This window comes from Paraburkholderia sp. OAS925, from assembly GCF_040543975.1.
GTDB lineage: Bacteria > Pseudomonadota > Gammaproteobacteria > Burkholderiales > Burkholderiaceae > Paraburkholderia > Paraburkholderia graminis.
In genome coordinates, this window is sequence record NZ_JBEUNO010000001.1 from 2212266 (window position 1) to 2226725 (window position 14460).

The following is a 14460-nucleotide window of genomic DNA, read 5'->3' on the forward strand; positions in this document are numbered from 1 at the left end:
GCGCGCCGCTCAGCCTTCGCGCAGCGAGCGGAAGATGTCGCCGGTATGCAGGCCGAAGCTGCCGGCCGCGCGGTCGGCGAAAAAGAAGCGCAGTGTTTGTCCGACGGTGGGAAACGCGATCTCGTCCCACGGAATGTCGCCTTCCTCGAAGAGCTTTACTTCGAGACTTTCCTCGCCCGCGGCAATGTCGAGATCGAGCAGGCGCGCCATATAGAACAGATGCACCTGATGCACGTGCGGCACGTTCAGCAGCGAGAACAGGCTCTGCACTTCGACGCGCGCGCCGGCTTCCTCGAGCGTTTCGCGCGACGCGGCCTCGGCCGTGGTCTCGCCCATTTCCATGAAGCCCGCAGGCAGCGTCCAGTAGCCGTAGCGCGGTTCGATCGCGCGGCGGCATAGCAGCACCTTGTCGTCCCACACCGGAACGGTGCCCACGACGTTGCGCGGATTCTGATAGTGCACCGTGCCGCAACTGCCGCACACGAAGCGCTCGCGGTTGTCGCCCGGCGGAATGCTCAGGCTGACGCCGTGGCCGCAGACAGAACAGAATTTCATAGGAAGGGGACGAGAAAGGGTGCTAGGAGTTTATCACTGGGGCGGCGTGGTTTTGTGGCGGGAGCGAAGGGCGGTGGGAGAGGCGAAGTTGGCGGGGGTTGCCACGGCGACGCGAGCGCGAGCGTTTGCGAACAACTGGAACGCTGTGTGCGAGCCGATGACCCGCGTGTCGAAGCTTGGAAGAGGAATGGCAAGCTCAAAACAAAAAAGGCCTGCCGATTTGGCAAGCCTTGAATGTTGTTTTCGACGCTTTGACCTGTTCGCTCGCATTGAGCACTTGGTTGCGGGGGTAGGATTTGAACCTACGACCTTCGGGTTATGAGCCCGACGAGCTGCCAGACTGCTCCACCCCGCGTCCGTCGAAGAAAAGATTATAGAACAGATGGGAAGCGCGTGCAATAGGCGTTTAAGAAAACGGCTTTTTGGGCGCGGGCCTTTTCCTCAGCGGAACGCTTTCTCCTCGCTCTGACAAGCGCCGGCGCTAACTAACAGCACGTCGCGCGATGCGTGCCCCGCGTCGCATCGCGCAAGGCCCCCGCAACACGCTGCGCTAAAATCGCAATTCGACGCGCCGTCACGTATGTCGCTCCGTCGCCAGGTAGTCGCGAAGTAATCCCGATCGATTCGCAAGGAACCGCGCGACTCGCCGCACGACAAAGCAGACAACCGCACAAACCGTCAGCACTGCACGACGACGCGCCCGCACTCCCATTCGCCCTCGGAATTTCATGGACATCGCTCACGATCTGCAGGTCATTGCCGCTCAGGAACACGCGCTCGTGTTTCCTCAATTCGACGCCGACCGCGCCTGGCAAATCGGCGCCTATTTGCACGAGGTCGCGAAGGCGCGCGGCATCGCGGCCGCCATCGACGTCCGCACGTTCGGTCAACCGCTGTTCTTCAGCCTGCTCGACGGCGCGACGCCGGACAACATCGATTGGGCACGCCGAAAGGGCAACACGGTCGCGCATTTCCGGCGCAGCTCGTACGCGATCGGTCTGAAAATGCAGCAGGCCGGCAGCACGCTCGCCGACAAACACGGTCTGCCCGCCACCGAATACGCGTCGCACGGCGGCGCGTTTCCGTTGACAGTCACGGGCGCGGGCGTAATCGGTTCGATCACGGTGTCCGGTCTGCCGCAGCGCGCCGATCATGAGTTTGTGGTCGAAGCGCTATGCGCGCATCTCGGTCACGACTACAGCAAGCTCGCGCTTGCAAAGGCCTGAGCCGATGCGGCTGCCGCCTTATGCATTGCTGGGCATCGCCATCGTGGCCGAAGTGATCGCGACATCGGCGATGCGCGCGTCGGAGGGCTTCTCGCGGTTCGTGCCGTCGGCGATTGTGGTGCTTGGCTACGCCGTCGCGTTCTACTGCCTGTCGCTGACGCTGCGCAGCATTCCGGTCGGCATCGTCTACGCGGTGTGGTCGGGCGCGGGCATCGTGCTGATCACGCTCGTCGCGCTGCTGCTGTACGGACAGGTGCCGGACGTGCCGGCCGTCATCGGCCTCGGGCTGATTATCGCGGGCGTCGCCGTGCTCAATATGTTCTCGAAGATGCAGGCGCATTGAAGCATGCTCCGGCGCCTGTGCCGCAACGGTGGGCGCCAACTGCGCTGCAACTGCAACTGCAACTGCGACTGCAACTGAAGCTGAACGCGCTCACTTGCAGCGCACGATCATCGAACGGTTCTTGACGTTGGCCGACACGACGTTCGTCACGCTGCCGCCCGCGGTGCCGCCTTCGTCGTTGTCCTTCGACACGATGTCATAGCCCGTCGCGCCGCACGCCTTGCCGGCCTGCACGTAGCATGAGGCCCAGCTCGAATCGGCGCCGGCGCCGCTGCAATTCACCGCAAAGCCGGTCTGGCCGTTCGGCAGATTGATCAGCGACGTCGTATTCGACGACGCGCAGCCGGCTATGCCCACGCCGATCGCGAGCGCGGCCGGCAACGCGGCAAAAAGCGAAATGCGGCGCAGCAGAGCCCGCGCGAGGCCATGTCGAAGATGGCGGGTGCGCGGCAATTGCGTCATGAAATGCATCGTGATTGTTTCCTTTGATCATGCGAGCTTGCGACGCGCGCAAGCTCAGGGTGCGTCGATAGTGATGCCCGCTGCGCCGACCAGCTTGCGGCTTTCCGCGCCGCTTTCGGTGGCCGCGTCTTCCCAGATGCTGATGGCTCTCGCGATGTCGATGCCGTGACTTTCGGCGTACGCAAACCATCTGTTCGCCGCATCCGGCTCGGGCAATTCGTGGTCGTCCAGAAAATATTTTCCCATATTGCGCTCGCGGAACTGGAAAGGGACCGACTGCATGAGCATGGAGTGTGCCGATAAAGCTCTTCGACCGGCGCCAAGCGCGAACGTGCGGCATACATGCGCAGCGAGCGCGAAGCAAGGGCCTAACAAGGGTGGAAAAGCGCTCAACAAGCGCACGCTCGCAGAACTAATTGGCTTCCCCGGCGCCTTACCTCAATCATTGCATCGAGGAGAACGAACATGGCTGAGCGGGTCAGCGGCCCTTATCGCGGCTATTACATCAGCGCCGCCGCGCGCCTCGTGCCGGCAGGCGACGCGCCAGGCGCGGGCGGCCATTACGTCGGGTCGGTCAGCCTCGCCGAACTCGGCCCCGACGATTCGCACCGGATGGAAACCCTGGTCGATCTCGGCGGCGAGCAGCGCTTTGGCAGCGAGGACGAGGCGCTCGCATTCGTCGAACAGGCCGCGCGCGATTACATCGACCGGCTGCTCGGAGGCCGGCCATGACGGCGCGCGATCGTGGAGTGCGCAAGCACGCGCGCACCGAGGCGCGGAGTCACGCCCGTAGTCACCCCCAAAGTCACGGCAAGAGTCAAACCGAAACGCGCACCGGAAGCCACGCCCAAAGCCAGGCCAGGAGTCGAACCGAAAGCCACTCTGGCGCCGACGCCCATCCCCAACCAACCGCCCACACGCCAGCCGCAGCGCTCTGGACCGCGGTCCGGCCCCGCGAGTACCATATTCGGGTCGTCCGGGGCCGGCCGGTTTTTGCGGGCTCCGGTTGTGTGCCAGATACTTCCGATGAGGCGACCATGGAAATCAGGTTTCCCGCAGGCGCGCCAGCCTACCGCGATTCCAATCTGACCGTTGTGTTTTCCGCGCTCGTGGATGGCGAGCCCGTGCCCTGTGCGATCTCCGTCGAGGCGCTCGAAGATCACTTCGGCGCCCACTCCGAGGACGAAGAAGGCTGGATGCGCGCGTTCGACGCCGGCCGTCCGCGCATCGAAGCCGTTGCGCGCGAGCACTTGCAGATCAGCAACGGCACGCCGGTGCTGCTCAAGAGCGGCCACTTTCCGCCCGGCAACGCGGCGGGCTAAAGCTCAAGCTCAAGCTCAAACTCAAGCTCAAGCTCAAGCTCAAGCTCAAGCTCAACGAACCCCATGCGGCGAGCCGCACCGCAAGACAGCGGCTCGCCGCGCCAACGCACAACGTGCAGCGCGCGCCCGCGCATAGCCGCCGGCAACCTGCCCGACGCCGCGCCGCCTTCCACCACAAACAGGTCCGACGCCGCAGCTACGTGATAACGTTGGGTTTCCCGTGACTCTGCGCCGTCGCGCGTCGTCTTCCATGTCTCTTTCCGCCTCGCCCGCAGCCAGCGACCAGCTCGCGACTTACGTAGCCAACCGCATTGGTTTCATCGAACTCGAAAGACCGCAGGCGCTCAACGCGCTGTCGATCGGCATGATCCGCGCCATGCACGCCGCGCTCGACACCTGGTCGGAAGATCCCAACGTGCTCGCGGTCGTGGTGCGCAGCCAGCATCCCCGGGCGTTCTGCGCGGGCGGCGACGTCCGCTTCCTGTACGAGTCCGTGCAGCGCGGCGACCACGAAGCTCGCGACGCGTTTTTTATCGAGGAATACCGGCTCAATCACGCGATTTTCACGTATCCGAAGCCCTATATCGCGCTGACGAACGGCGTGGTGATGGGCGGCGGCATGGGCATTTCGCAGGGCGCGCATCGCACGGGCGGGCTGCGGGTCGTCACGCAGTCCACGAAGATGGCGATGCCGGAAACGCGCATCGGCCTCTTTCCCGATGTCGGCGCGAGCTGGTTTCTCGCGCGCACGCCGGGCGCGATCGGCCGCTATCTCGCGGTGACGGGCGAAACCATCGGCGCGGCCGACGCGCTGTACGCCGGTCTCGCCGATGTCTATATGGAAGACGCCGCGTTGCCCGCGCTCGTCGACACGTTGCGCAGCGAACTGTTCGAGCGCGGCGCAGATGTGGTGGCGTGCGTCGAGCGCGAATGCCGCGCGTATCAGGATCAGGTGACGCCGCCGCCGGACGAGTCGCCGCTCGCTCGCGCGCGAACGCTGATCGACCGGCATTTCGCGCTGCCGGACGTGCCGCGCATTCTGGCGTCGCTGCAGCAGAAGTGCGATCGCGACAGCGCCGAGTGGGCCGAGCAGGTGATCGCCGTGTTGCGCGAGCGCTCGCCGCTTTCGATGGCGGTATCGCTCGAGGTGGTGACGCGCGCGGAAGGCTCGATGGCCGAGGTGCTGCGCAGCGATCTCGATCTCACGCGCTCGAGCTTTGAACAAGGCGACGCCGTGGAGGGCGTGCGCGCGCGCATCATCGACAAGGACAATGCGCCGCGCTGGCGCTTTGCGCGCATTGAAGACGTCAGCGTCGCCGACGTCGAGAAGATGTTCGAAAGCCCGTGGCCGCCGAACGAGCATCCGCTGCGCGACCTGCGGAGCTAGCCGCTAGTCGCTCGCCACTAGTCGCGGACGAACATCGGAACGAACGCTCAGCGCGCGCTCAATCCGCATCCTCACCCGCCATGAACGCGCGCATGAAGACGAGCGCGCCCCAGCCCCACATCGCGTTCGCGGCAAAGCCCATCGCGAGGCGCGGCAGCATGTTGCCGCTTGGCCAGATGCCGCGAATCGGATCGACGACGAACACGCTGGCCGCCGTCAATACGATGCCGCCGAACACGAACGCCGGCAGCCACGGCGCGCGGCGCTCGGGCGCGACGCGCAAGAGCCACGCCATCAACACCGCCCAGAACGCGCTCCAGATCGCGTTGGCGATGAACTCGGGCAGGCCGAGCGGCATGAACGGGGCAGTGGAAAAACCGCTTTGATCGACGACGCCTGCGGCATGCAGCAGCGCCAGCGTGGATTCATGAAAGAACAGCGATGCCAGAAAACCGGCGACAAACGGCAGGATGAGTTTTTGCATGCATTGCACCGCCAGGGTACAGGCGCGTGATTGCATTGCCTGCACCGGATTATTGGAAACGTGCGCCATTATATCCAGCGCTCGCGGCTTTTCCGCGGGCCTCCGGGGTCGTGCCCGTATGCTGTAGCGTCGGGCTAATCACGGAAGTGGAAAACCTAAGCTCAAAAAAATCGTTCAAAAGCCGCGCCCCCGTCCATAGACTGTTTCTCCATGCAGACGGCGCCTCGCGCCGTTGCCTTTAGCGTCGATACCGCAACCTTTTTCCGTCCCTTCGCGATGCATCGTCCGGTTCATGTCCGATGACCGGCTGGATGCGTGCGTCCGGCGTTGTCTCGATCCACTCCAGTTTCCGAATACGCGGGGAGCAGCAAATGAATGTGTTCTGGTTCATTCCGACTCACGGTGACAGCCGTTATCTCGGCACGTCGCAAGGCGCGCGCGCGGCCGATTACGACTACTTTCAGCAGATCGCCGTCGCCGCCGATACGCTCGGCTACGAGGGCGTGCTGCTGCCCACGGGCCGCTCCTGCGAGGACGCATGGGTCGTCGCGTCGAGCCTGATCGCCGCGACGAAGCGCCTGAAATTTCTGGTCGCGATCCGGCCGGGCATTTCGTCGCCGGGTCTTGCCGCGCGCATGGCCGCCACTTTCGACCGTCTGTCGAACGGGCGCCTGTTGATCAATGTCGTGACCGGCGGCGATGCGGCCGAGCTCGAAGGCGACGGCGTGTTCGTCGATCACGACACGCGCTATGAAATCACCGACGAGTTCCTGCACATCTGGCGCAAGCTGCTCACGGCCGCGCATACGAACGATGCGATCGACTACGAAGGCAAGCACTTGCAGTCGAAGGGCGGCAAGGCCCTGTATCCGCCCGTGCAGAAGCCGCATCCGCCGCTGTGGTTCGGCGGTTCCTCGCCGGCCGCGCACGACATGGCGGGCGAGCATATCGACACCTATCTGACGTGGGGCGAGCCGCCCGCGGCGGTCGCGAAAAAGATCGCCGACATTCGCGCACGCGCGGCTGCGAATGGCCGCACGATCCGCTTCGGCATTCGCCTGCACGTGATCGTGCGCGAGACGGAAGAAGAAGCGTGGGCCGCCGCCGACAAACTCATCAGCAAGCTCGACGACGAGACCATTGCGCGCGCGCAGGCGTCGTTCTCGAAGATGGACTCCGAAGGTCAGCGCCGCATGGCCGCGCTCCACGGCGGCAAGCGCGGCGGACGCGCGGAGCTTGAGGTTTATCCGAACCTGTGGGCCGGCGTCGGCCTCGTGCGCGGCGGCGCGGGCACCGCGCTCGTCGGCAATCCGCAGCAGGTCGCGGCGCTCATGAAGGAATACGCGGAGCTCGGCATCGAGACGTTCATTCTGTCGGGCTATCCGCATCTCGAAGAGTCGTACCGCTTTGCCGAACTCGTGTTTCCGCTGCTGCCCGGCCGCCAGAGCAAGACCTCAAACGGGCCGCTTTCCGGGCCGTTCGGCGAGATCGTCGGCAACAACTATCTGCCGAAGGCGGCGAGTGCGAGCTGAGCGGCGTCCGTTCGGTTACGACACCTTCGACACGCAATGAGGGAAGTCACATGACTCAATCCACTGTGAGTGCGCAACGCGATGAAGGCGCGCGGGGCGGCGCGGCTTTCCGGCCCGCGCTGCGGTCCGCTTTCGGGTCGTTGCGGCAAGTCGGCGCGTCGCTTGCGCCGTGGGTCGCACCGCTTCTGATTCTGCTCGCCTGGGAAGCCGCCGCGCGCAGCGGCGTGCTGTCCACGCGCGTTCTGCCTGAGCCGCTCGCGGTGGTAAAGGCGGCGTGGTCGTTGATCCAGTCGGGCGAAATGTGGGCGGACGTGAAGGTCAGCACGTGGCGCGCGGTGTCCGGTTTTGCGATCGGCGGTGGAATCGGTCTCGTGCTCGGGCTCGCGACCGGTCTCTTCAAGCCGATCGAAATCGCGCTTGATTCGACCGTGCAGATGATCCGCAATATTCCCGCGCTGGCGATGATCCCGCTCGTGATTCTGTGGTTCGGTATCGAGGAGCAGGCGAAGGTGTTCCTCGTCGCGCTCGGCGTTTTTTTCCCGATCTACGTGAACACGTTCCACGGCATCCGTTCGGTCGATTCGAATCTGATCGAGATGGCGCGCAGCTACGGCGTGAAGGGCGTAGCGCTCTATCGGCACGTGATTTTGCCGGGCGCGCTGCCGTCGATTCTCGTCGGCGTGCGCTTCGCGTTCGGGCTGATGTGGGTGACGCTGATCGTCGCCGAGACGATTTCGGCGCAATCGGGCATCGGCTACATGACGATGAACGCGCGCGAATTCCTGCAAACCGATGTCGTCGTGGTCGGCATTCTGCTGTACGCGGCGCTCGGCAAGATCGCCGACGTGCTGGCGAAGAGCCTCGAGCGCGTGTCGCTGCGCTGGCATCCGGCCTATCAACGTGGAGGTAAGGCATGAGCGCAACGACACTGTCGACGACGTTCGGCGGCATCGCGGGCCGCGATCTGGAGGTCGAGCTGGCGCAGGCGCGCGTCGCGGATCACAACGCGGATGTCGCCGCGGATCTCGATGAGCGTGAGCGTGCGCGTCGTCAGGTGCGCAATGAGCGACGGGCGGCGGAGCAGGCGGGCGCCGTGGCGCGCGAAGATGCAAGGGACGCGAACGGAAAAACCCGCACAACCCGCACAGCCGATTACTCGGTCGAGCTGCGCGGCGTCGGCAAGCAGTATGGCGAACGCAAGGTGCTGACGGACTTCGATCTGTCGATCGAGCGCGGCAGTTTTGTCGCGATTGTCGGCCGCAGCGGCTGCGGTAAATCGACGTTGCTGCGGCTCGTCGCCGGTCTCGAGAAGACGAGCGCCGGCGTGCTCGAAAAACGCGCCGAAGACGGCCGGCCGCTCGACACGCGGATCATGTTCCAGGACGCGCGTCTGTTGCCGTGGAAGAGCGTGCTGCAAAACGTGATGCTCGGCCTGCCGCGCGGCGCGCGCGACGACGCGCGCGCGGTGCTTGCCGAAGTCGGCTTGCTCGAGCGCGCCAACGACTGGCCCGCGCAGCTTTCCGGCGGTCAGCGTCAGCGCGTCGCGTTGGCCCGCGCGCTCGTGCATCGTCCGCAATTGCTGCTGCTCGACGAGCCGCTCGGCGCGCTCGACGCGTTGACGCGCATCGAAATGCATGCGCTCATTGAGCGCCTATGGCGCGAGCACAAGTTCACCGCGCTGCTCGTCACGCACGACGTGCACGAGGCCGTCGCGTTAGGCGATCGCATCCTGTTGATCGAAGAAGGGCGCATCGCGCTCGATCAGCCGGTGCCGCTCGAGCGTCCGCGGGCGCGTGCGTCCGCGGGTTTTGCCGCGCTCGAAGAGCATGTGCTGCAGCGCGTGCTGAAAAATGCGCCGAACGACGACGCGTTGCGCGAGGAGGCGCACGATTCGCGCGACGCACGTGGTGCAGGTAACGCTGGCAACGCAGGCCGTTTCACGCGGCCAACAGATGTCCGTTGGGCCATCTGACATCCTTGACTGACTGAATCTAATCGCTTTCCCTGGAGTCACTCGCAATGAGCATTTCCGCAATCAACGTACGCAATCAGTTCAAAGGCAAGGTCAAGGAAATCATCCGCGGACCGGTCGTGTCCGAAGTCGATGTCGACACACCGTTCGGCATCGTGACCTCCGTGATCACGACGCGCTCCATCGACGAACTCGAGCTGCAGGTCGGCTCGGAAGTCGTCGCGCTCGTCAAGTCGACGGAGGTCTCGATCGCGCGCCTGTAAGCGCCGCGCTATTTCGCGTTCGCGCCGCTCGCGGGCGGCTCGTGCATCATTTTGTCGTTGGTGGGCTTGCGCGGACGCTTGATCGGCATGTTGTCCGGATTGCTCGAGCCGGTCGCGCCTGATGCCGACTCGGGCGGCTTTACCATCGACGATGCGGCGTCGGCCGGTTGCGCTGCTTGCGTGGGCGGCGTGGTCGAGCCTGCCGCGTTGGTCGTCGTTGGCGTCGCCGATGCCGCCGTTCCGCTCGCGCCCAGCGCCAGCAGCGCGGCGGCTGCGCTTAGCGCGGCCAGAGTGCTTCGCTTCATCGCCTTCTCCTTTTGCGTTCCTCGCGTCTGCTCGGGTTGCATGGGTTTTCCCGGTAGACCGGCGTCGCCCGCGAAAATTCACGCGCGAGCCATTCGCTCGTGACGATGCGCCAATGCGCCTCCATTCGCTCTCGAAACTTGCTACGATAAATTCAGTCACGTCGACGGAGACCGCCATGTCGAAGTCATTGAGTCCCGAAGCAATCGAAGCGTTGCGGCGCCTGAACGAAGTGGGCGTCGGCCAGCCGGCGCCGAAATTCCCGCAGTCCGTCACCGCGCAGTTGCTGGCGAGCGGACTCGTCGCCGAATCGAGCGGCGACGAAGTCGAAATCACCTGCAACGGCAGGCAGTACCTTTCCGGCGATTGCGACTGAGCGAACCGACGGGCGACGTTTGCGCGACCTTGTTCGAACGAGCCGCAAGCGGGTTGGCAAGGGCAGGTTGCAGCGCACCGCGCTGCCGCCGGTGCCGGCGCGTTCGCGCGCGATAAACGGCGATTGGAACCGCAGTGAAGGGGGAAGTGAAGATGGAGCCGACGGGCCTCGACATGGGCGATTACAAGGAGCGCTATCAGGACTACGACATCGAAGTCGCGGTCGAACAGGTGCTCACCGGCGTCAAGGCGCATTTCCGCGTGCTGCGCGAGAGCGCGGTGGTGGTCGACTGGCGGCTCGTGCATATCGACAGTCTTTGGCCCACCGAGCACGCCGCCGCCGAGGCCGGCTTTCGCGCGGCGCGCGACGTGATCGACGCGGGGCTCGCGGCTTGATTGCGGCGGCGCGTGAAATCGGCAACGTATTCGACTATGCTTGGCGGCTCATTCCGACTCGCTGAGCCTCGTCATGCATCTTGCGCCTGCTGTGCCGATCATCCGCATCTTCTCCGAGGACAAAGCCCGCGAGTTCTACGTGGATTTCCTGGGCTTTAGCGTCGATTGGGAACACCGTTTCGGCGACAACTTCCCGTTGTATGCGCAAGTGCGGCGCTCCGATCTGGTTCTACACCTCAGCGAACATCATGGCGACGCGACGCCCGGCTCGACGATTTTCGTGCCGGTACGGGAGATTGACGCGCTGCATTCCGAGCTCGATGCGAAGGACTATAAGTACGCGAAGCCGGGTGTCGACGCGCTGCCGTGGGGCAAAGTGCTGGAAGTCGCCGATCCGTTTGGCAATCGCATCCGCTTTTGTGAGGCGCCGGAAGAAGGGGCGGCGTAACGCGCGGTGGGTGGCGATTCATTCCCGTAAACGAAACTGGGCGCCGCACCGGAATCCGATGCAGCGCCCAGTTCGCATGCTGCCACCTGGGCAGCAGGGGCAGGAGGGTCGACGGCGAGTGCTTAGTGGCCGAAGAACACCGATTGCGGACCGGAAACCGGTTCGCGGGTGCCCGATTGCGACGACACGTTGTTCACGCCGCCGTAAGCGGTCGAGCCGGCGTTAGCACGTTCGGCCGCGACGGTTTGCGCGTTCTGGCCTTGTTGCGAAGCCGGTGCGCCGACGGACGGGCGATAGAACGGTGCCGGGCCGTAGCCGCTTGCGAAAGCCGGTGCAGCGACGGAAGCGGAAACAGCGACGAGCAAGGCAGCGATAAATTTGGTCTTCATGATGTACCTCCAGGATTTCGATTTTCAGGATGGCGTGGCAGGAAGCCGTGGGCTGTGTCTGCTACGTCGATGGAATGCAGTGTATACCCCTACTATCGAAAATTTGTGCCGATAATCTGAAATTACTATTCTCGCTGCTGAAATAATCCGTCAGAGCCGCGCCGCATATGGCTTAGCAGTGGTTCGACCCTGCTTTCCGCGGCTTTCCTGTGCGTTGGCCGGAGTCCAAATACCTGATCTTGCAAGGGTTTATCGGGCAGTCGAGGGGCACCGACGCCGGCCGCTTCCCGCGTTGCGGTAAAATTGCGGTTTCGATTCAAGTCGTTACCGCCCATGTCTTCAGCTCGTCCCGCCAGTCCGCGCCGCGTCAGCGTCGCCCCCATGATGGACTGGACCGATCGCCACTGCCGGTCGCTTCATCGCATGATTTCGCGCCATACGTGGCTGTACACGGAAATGGTGACGACCGGCGCGCTGCTGCACGGCGATGTGCCGCGCCATCTGGCGTTTACGCCCGACGAAGCGCCCGTCGCATTGCAACTCGGCGGCAGCGAGCCGGACGATCTCGCGCGCTCGGCGAAGCTCGGCGAGCACTGGGGCTACGACGAAATCAACCTGAATTGCGGCTGCCCGTCTGAGCGCGTGCAGCGCGGCGCATTCGGCGCGTGTCTGATGAACGAGCCGCAACTCGTGGCGGACTGTGTGAAGGCGATGCGCGACGTGGTGTCGGTGCCGGTCACGGTCAAGCACCGGATCGGCGTGGATGCCGTCGAGGAATACGGCTTCGTGCGCGACTTTGTCGGCACGATCGCAGAGGCCGGCTGCGATGTTTTCATCGTGCATGCGCGCAACGCGATTCTCAAAGGTCTGAGCCCGAAAGAGAATCGCGAAATTCCGCCGCTCAAGTACGAATACGCCTATCAGTTGAAGCGCGACTTCCCGCACCTGGAGATCATCATCAACGGCGGAATCCGGACGCTCGACGAAGTGGAGACGCACCTTCAACACGTCGATGGCGTGATGCTCGGGCGCGAGGCCTATCACAACCCGTATCTGCTGGCTGACGTCGACGCGCGCTTCTATGGTTCGACGCAGGCGCCGCTCACGCGCGAGCAGGTGGAAGCGCAATTGATCGAGTATTGCGCGGCCGAGATGGCGCGCGGCACGTATCTCGGCGCGATCACGCGTCATGCGCTCGGCCTCTATCGCGGCGAGGCGGGGGCGCGCGGCTGGCGGCGCGTTCTGTCGGACAGCAAACGGCTCGCGGCACGCGACCTCGCGATCTTCGACGAGGCGAGACAGCATCTGCGTGAGCCTGTCGAGATTTTTGAATAAAGGGCTAGGCAAACGCCGTTTGTGTTCGTATAATCTCGTTTCTTCGTTGGTGACCCGGGTTTTTTAGTTGTTTCCGGCGAGTCAAAGCAGATGTCAGTGGTGGCTGTAGCTCAGTTGGTAGAGTCCAGGATTGTGATTCCTGTTGTCGTGGGTTCGAGCCCCATCAGCCACCCCAAAGAATTCAGCGGTATCAAGCAGTTGGAAGTTTCGGAATTAAGCCCGCACACCGTTGCGGGCTTTTTTTCGTTCTGCGCACTTACGCAGTCGACATAAGCCGGCTAGAGAGACCGGGGAATAAAACGATTTCGACGTTAGGGGTGCAGCCGCTCGTTAATTTGGTCGAGTACTACGACTATTAGATTGGCGATGGCAACGGGAGCCCAAGCAAAACCCGGCGTTTGACGCCTACTGCAAGATGTCGCCAGACCGAAGAACGAGACCGAATGCAATCTTGTCGGCACGGCAGATCTCGGCGATGTGAGCCATCAGCGGATTGATGTGCTCGTCGTAGCCATGATCTGCGCATTGCATCAATGACGCCAACCTGCGGTTGGTAAAAAGCGGCGGTGATGTAACACTCTTCATCCTGAAAACCAGCGGGTCGGCACCATCGGTCGGATTGCTTGAAGAACGTCCGGAAGGCGGTGCCCGACTTTGACGAAAGGCTTCTCGAGAAAATGCCATGAAGCAGCACCGACAGCGATAGCCACAGCAATTGAGAAAAGCTGATTTTGCTGCAGGCTAATGTCAGGAAATAAAGCAGTGATCGTTTGCTGTATCGGCCATCCATAAACGTAAACCCCGTATGAATAGTCTCCGGGAAGTTTAAGCGCTTTGATGGGCCTCAGTGTCATCAGCCATAGCGGCGTCAGCAGGAAGGCAGCATAGAACGCGTATTCAAACACTGGTCCGTCTCGAAGCAGCCATGCAAGGAGATAGGTACCGAGGACCACTCGCGCGTCGATGCGGATTTTTTCCTTGAAGAGTGCCAGCAAGACGCCAAATGAAAAGAACGCCGGTAGGCGTCCAGCATCATTGTTGTTGGGCAAGCCAAAGATTGAGATGCTGTCTGGTCGATACAAAAACCAAACGATCACTGCACCGCAAGCAAATGCCGCAACGACCTTCAATCGCAATAAACCACACATGGCAAGCGCCAGTAACGCTGCATACATGAGGAGCTCATAGCAGATTGTCCAAAGCGAGCCATTCGCATCCTGGTATGCATTATTCTGGAACACGCCCGGCATCACGTAACCCATATAGGGTTGCTTGAAAATGTGGATGTACATCCAGGTGTTCCCGAAATATTGGCCTAAAGGTAGCGAGGTCAACATGGGGCCGATGACGAGCATGCAAATGGAGCCGCTCACGATGAGCGCCGGGAAAATGCGGAATACTCGGGCGACGGCGAACTTCACTGGCGACGGCTGGCGAAGCCAGCTAGACGTGACGAGAATCCCACTGAGGAAGAAGAAAAACTTGACCGCAAGCGAGCCGGAGTAGTCGAAACCCAAAAGCGCTCCGATTGGCTCATGCTCGCCCTCGCGAGGAGACAGCCCGAAAGCGTGCCCCCATATCACCGCCAGGGCGGCGATCAAACGAAACAGATCCGCGTTGTTATTTTCACGCCGGAGAGCATCATCGAGTGTCATTGATAAGTGCTCC

21 protein-coding genes and 2 tRNA genes are annotated in these 14460 nt (G+C 63.0%); 14 read left to right on the forward strand and 9 right to left on the reverse strand.

The window, feature by feature from the left end:
- Positions 1–9 precede the first annotated feature (9 nt).
- Positions 10–555 carry an NUDIX hydrolase gene (locus ABIE53_RS09605; protein WP_006048777.1) on the reverse strand — a complete coding sequence of 182 codons (546 nt, stop codon included), beginning with the start codon at positions 553–555 and terminating at the stop codon, positions 10–12.
- A gap of 278 nt (positions 556–833) precedes the next feature.
- Positions 834–910 (reverse strand) — tRNA-Met (locus ABIE53_RS09610).
- A gap of 373 nt (positions 911–1283) precedes the next feature.
- Here ABIE53_RS09610 and ABIE53_RS09615 point away from each other — a divergent pair.
- Both ABIE53_RS09615 and ABIE53_RS09620 read left to right on the forward strand, forming a co-directional pair.
- On the forward strand, positions 1284–1781 hold the full coding sequence (locus ABIE53_RS09615; protein ID WP_006048778.1) for a heme-degrading domain-containing protein: 498 nt from the start codon (positions 1284–1286) through the stop codon (positions 1779–1781).
- Between the two features lie 10 nt (positions 1782–1791).
- Complete coding sequence (locus tag ABIE53_RS09620) at positions 1792–2124, forward strand: SMR family transporter (protein ID WP_370882129.1); 333 nt, start codon at positions 1792–1794, stop codon at positions 2122–2124.
- Positions 2125–2214: 90 nt separating this feature from the next.
- Here the strand turns inward: ABIE53_RS09620 and ABIE53_RS09625 are convergent, their stop codons facing one another.
- Positions 2215–2595 carry a hypothetical protein gene (locus ABIE53_RS09625; protein ID WP_053857986.1) on the reverse strand — a complete coding sequence of 127 codons (381 nt, stop codon included), beginning with the start codon at positions 2593–2595 and terminating at the stop codon, positions 2215–2217.
- A gap of 45 nt (positions 2596–2640) precedes the next feature.
- A complete protein-coding gene (locus ABIE53_RS09630) occupies positions 2641–2832 on the reverse strand; it encodes a hypothetical protein (RefSeq protein ID WP_029971340.1) in 192 nt (63 codons plus the stop codon).
- A 219-nt stretch (positions 2833–3051) separates the two neighbouring features.
- Between ABIE53_RS09630 and ABIE53_RS09635 the strand changes: the two genes are divergently transcribed.
- The 3 genes from ABIE53_RS09635 (at position 3052) to ABIE53_RS09645 (ending at position 5295) form a co-directional block, all read left to right on the forward strand.
- Positions 3052–3318, forward strand: a complete 267-nt coding sequence (locus ABIE53_RS09635; protein ID WP_006048782.1) for a hypothetical protein — start codon at positions 3052–3054, stop codon at positions 3316–3318.
- A 305-nt stretch (positions 3319–3623) separates the two neighbouring features.
- Positions 3624–3908 (forward strand): DUF1488 family protein, encoded by a 285-nt coding sequence (locus ABIE53_RS09640; protein WP_029971341.1) that lies wholly within the window; start codon positions 3624–3626, stop codon positions 3906–3908.
- Positions 3909–4158: 250 nt separating this feature from the next.
- Positions 4159–5295, forward strand: a complete 1137-nt coding sequence (locus ABIE53_RS09645) for an enoyl-CoA hydratase/isomerase family protein (protein WP_107707666.1) — start codon at positions 4159–4161, stop codon at positions 5293–5295.
- Positions 5296–5353: 58 nt separating this feature from the next.
- Here ABIE53_RS09645 and ABIE53_RS09650 read toward each other — a convergent pair whose 3' ends face one another.
- Complete coding sequence (locus ABIE53_RS09650) at positions 5354–5779, reverse strand: hypothetical protein (RefSeq protein ID WP_006048785.1); 426 nt, start codon at positions 5777–5779, stop codon at positions 5354–5356.
- Positions 5780–6150: 371 nt separating this feature from the next.
- On the opposite strand from ABIE53_RS09650, the gene ssuD reads away from it, so the two are divergent.
- Genes ssuD through ABIE53_RS09670 form a run of 4 tightly spaced genes read left to right on the forward strand, consistent with a single transcriptional unit; the run spans position 6151 to position 9546 of the window.
- Positions 6151–7311 (forward strand): FMNH2-dependent alkanesulfonate monooxygenase, encoded by a 1161-nt coding sequence (ssuD, locus tag ABIE53_RS09655; protein WP_006048786.1) that lies wholly within the window; start codon positions 6151–6153, stop codon positions 7309–7311.
- Between the two features lie 50 nt (positions 7312–7361).
- Complete coding sequence (ssuC, locus tag ABIE53_RS09660; RefSeq protein WP_053857989.1) at positions 7362–8228, forward strand: aliphatic sulfonate ABC transporter permease SsuC; 867 nt, start codon at positions 7362–7364, stop codon at positions 8226–8228.
- Positions 8225–9283, forward strand: coding sequence for an ATP-binding cassette domain-containing protein (locus ABIE53_RS09665; RefSeq protein WP_107707667.1), 1059 nt, complete (start codon positions 8225–8227; stop codon positions 9281–9283). Before ssuC ends, ABIE53_RS09665 begins: the two co-directional genes overlap by 4 nt.
- Before the next feature lie 47 nt (positions 9284–9330).
- Positions 9331–9546 carry a TOBE domain-containing protein gene (locus ABIE53_RS09670; RefSeq protein WP_006048789.1) on the forward strand — a complete coding sequence of 72 codons (216 nt, stop codon included), beginning with the start codon at positions 9331–9333 and terminating at the stop codon, positions 9544–9546.
- 8 nt (positions 9547–9554) lie between these two features.
- Here the strand turns inward: ABIE53_RS09670 and ABIE53_RS09675 are convergent, their stop codons facing one another.
- Positions 9555–9851: a hypothetical protein gene (locus tag ABIE53_RS09675; RefSeq protein WP_029971346.1), complete on the reverse strand. Its 297-nt coding sequence runs from the start codon at positions 9849–9851 to the stop codon at positions 9555–9557.
- A 176-nt stretch (positions 9852–10027) separates the two neighbouring features.
- Here ABIE53_RS09675 and ABIE53_RS09680 point away from each other — a divergent pair, with 176 nt between their 5' ends.
- The 3 genes from ABIE53_RS09680 (at position 10028) to ABIE53_RS09690 (ending at position 11068) form a co-directional block, all read left to right on the forward strand.
- Positions 10028–10225 carry a hypothetical protein gene (locus ABIE53_RS09680; protein ID WP_006048791.1) on the forward strand — a complete coding sequence of 66 codons (198 nt, stop codon included), beginning with the start codon at positions 10028–10030 and terminating at the stop codon, positions 10223–10225.
- 152 nt (positions 10226–10377) lie between these two features.
- Positions 10378–10620, forward strand: a complete 243-nt coding sequence (locus ABIE53_RS09685; protein WP_006048792.1) for a DUF6566 family protein — start codon at positions 10378–10380, stop codon at positions 10618–10620.
- 73 nt (positions 10621–10693) lie between these two features.
- Positions 10694–11068, forward strand: a complete 375-nt coding sequence (locus ABIE53_RS09690; protein WP_029971349.1) for a glyoxalase superfamily protein — start codon at positions 10694–10696, stop codon at positions 11066–11068.
- A gap of 122 nt (positions 11069–11190) precedes the next feature.
- Here the strand turns inward: ABIE53_RS09690 and ABIE53_RS09695 are convergent, their stop codons facing one another.
- Entirely contained in the window at positions 11191–11457 is a 267-nt protein-coding gene (locus ABIE53_RS09695) for a hypothetical protein (protein ID WP_029971350.1), read from the reverse strand.
- 333 nt (positions 11458–11790) lie between these two features.
- Here ABIE53_RS09695 and dusA point away from each other — a divergent pair, with 333 nt between their 5' ends.
- A complete protein-coding gene (gene dusA, locus ABIE53_RS09700) occupies positions 11791–12792 on the forward strand; it encodes a tRNA dihydrouridine(20/20a) synthase DusA (RefSeq protein ID WP_107707668.1) in 1002 nt (333 codons plus the stop codon).
- Positions 12793–12891: 99 nt separating this feature from the next.
- A tRNA-His gene (locus tag ABIE53_RS09705) sits at positions 12892–12967 on the forward strand.
- A 230-nt stretch (positions 12968–13197) separates the two neighbouring features.
- Here the strand turns inward: ABIE53_RS09705 and ABIE53_RS09710 are convergent.
- Positions 13198–13323: a hypothetical protein gene (locus tag ABIE53_RS09710; protein ID WP_279635428.1), complete on the reverse strand. Its 126-nt coding sequence runs from the start codon at positions 13321–13323 to the stop codon at positions 13198–13200.
- A 50-nt stretch (positions 13324–13373) separates the two neighbouring features.
- Positions 13374–14447, reverse strand: a complete 1074-nt coding sequence (locus tag ABIE53_RS09715) for an acyltransferase family protein (RefSeq protein WP_107707669.1) — start codon at positions 14445–14447, stop codon at positions 13374–13376.
- Positions 14448–14460: the final 13 nt, after the last annotated feature.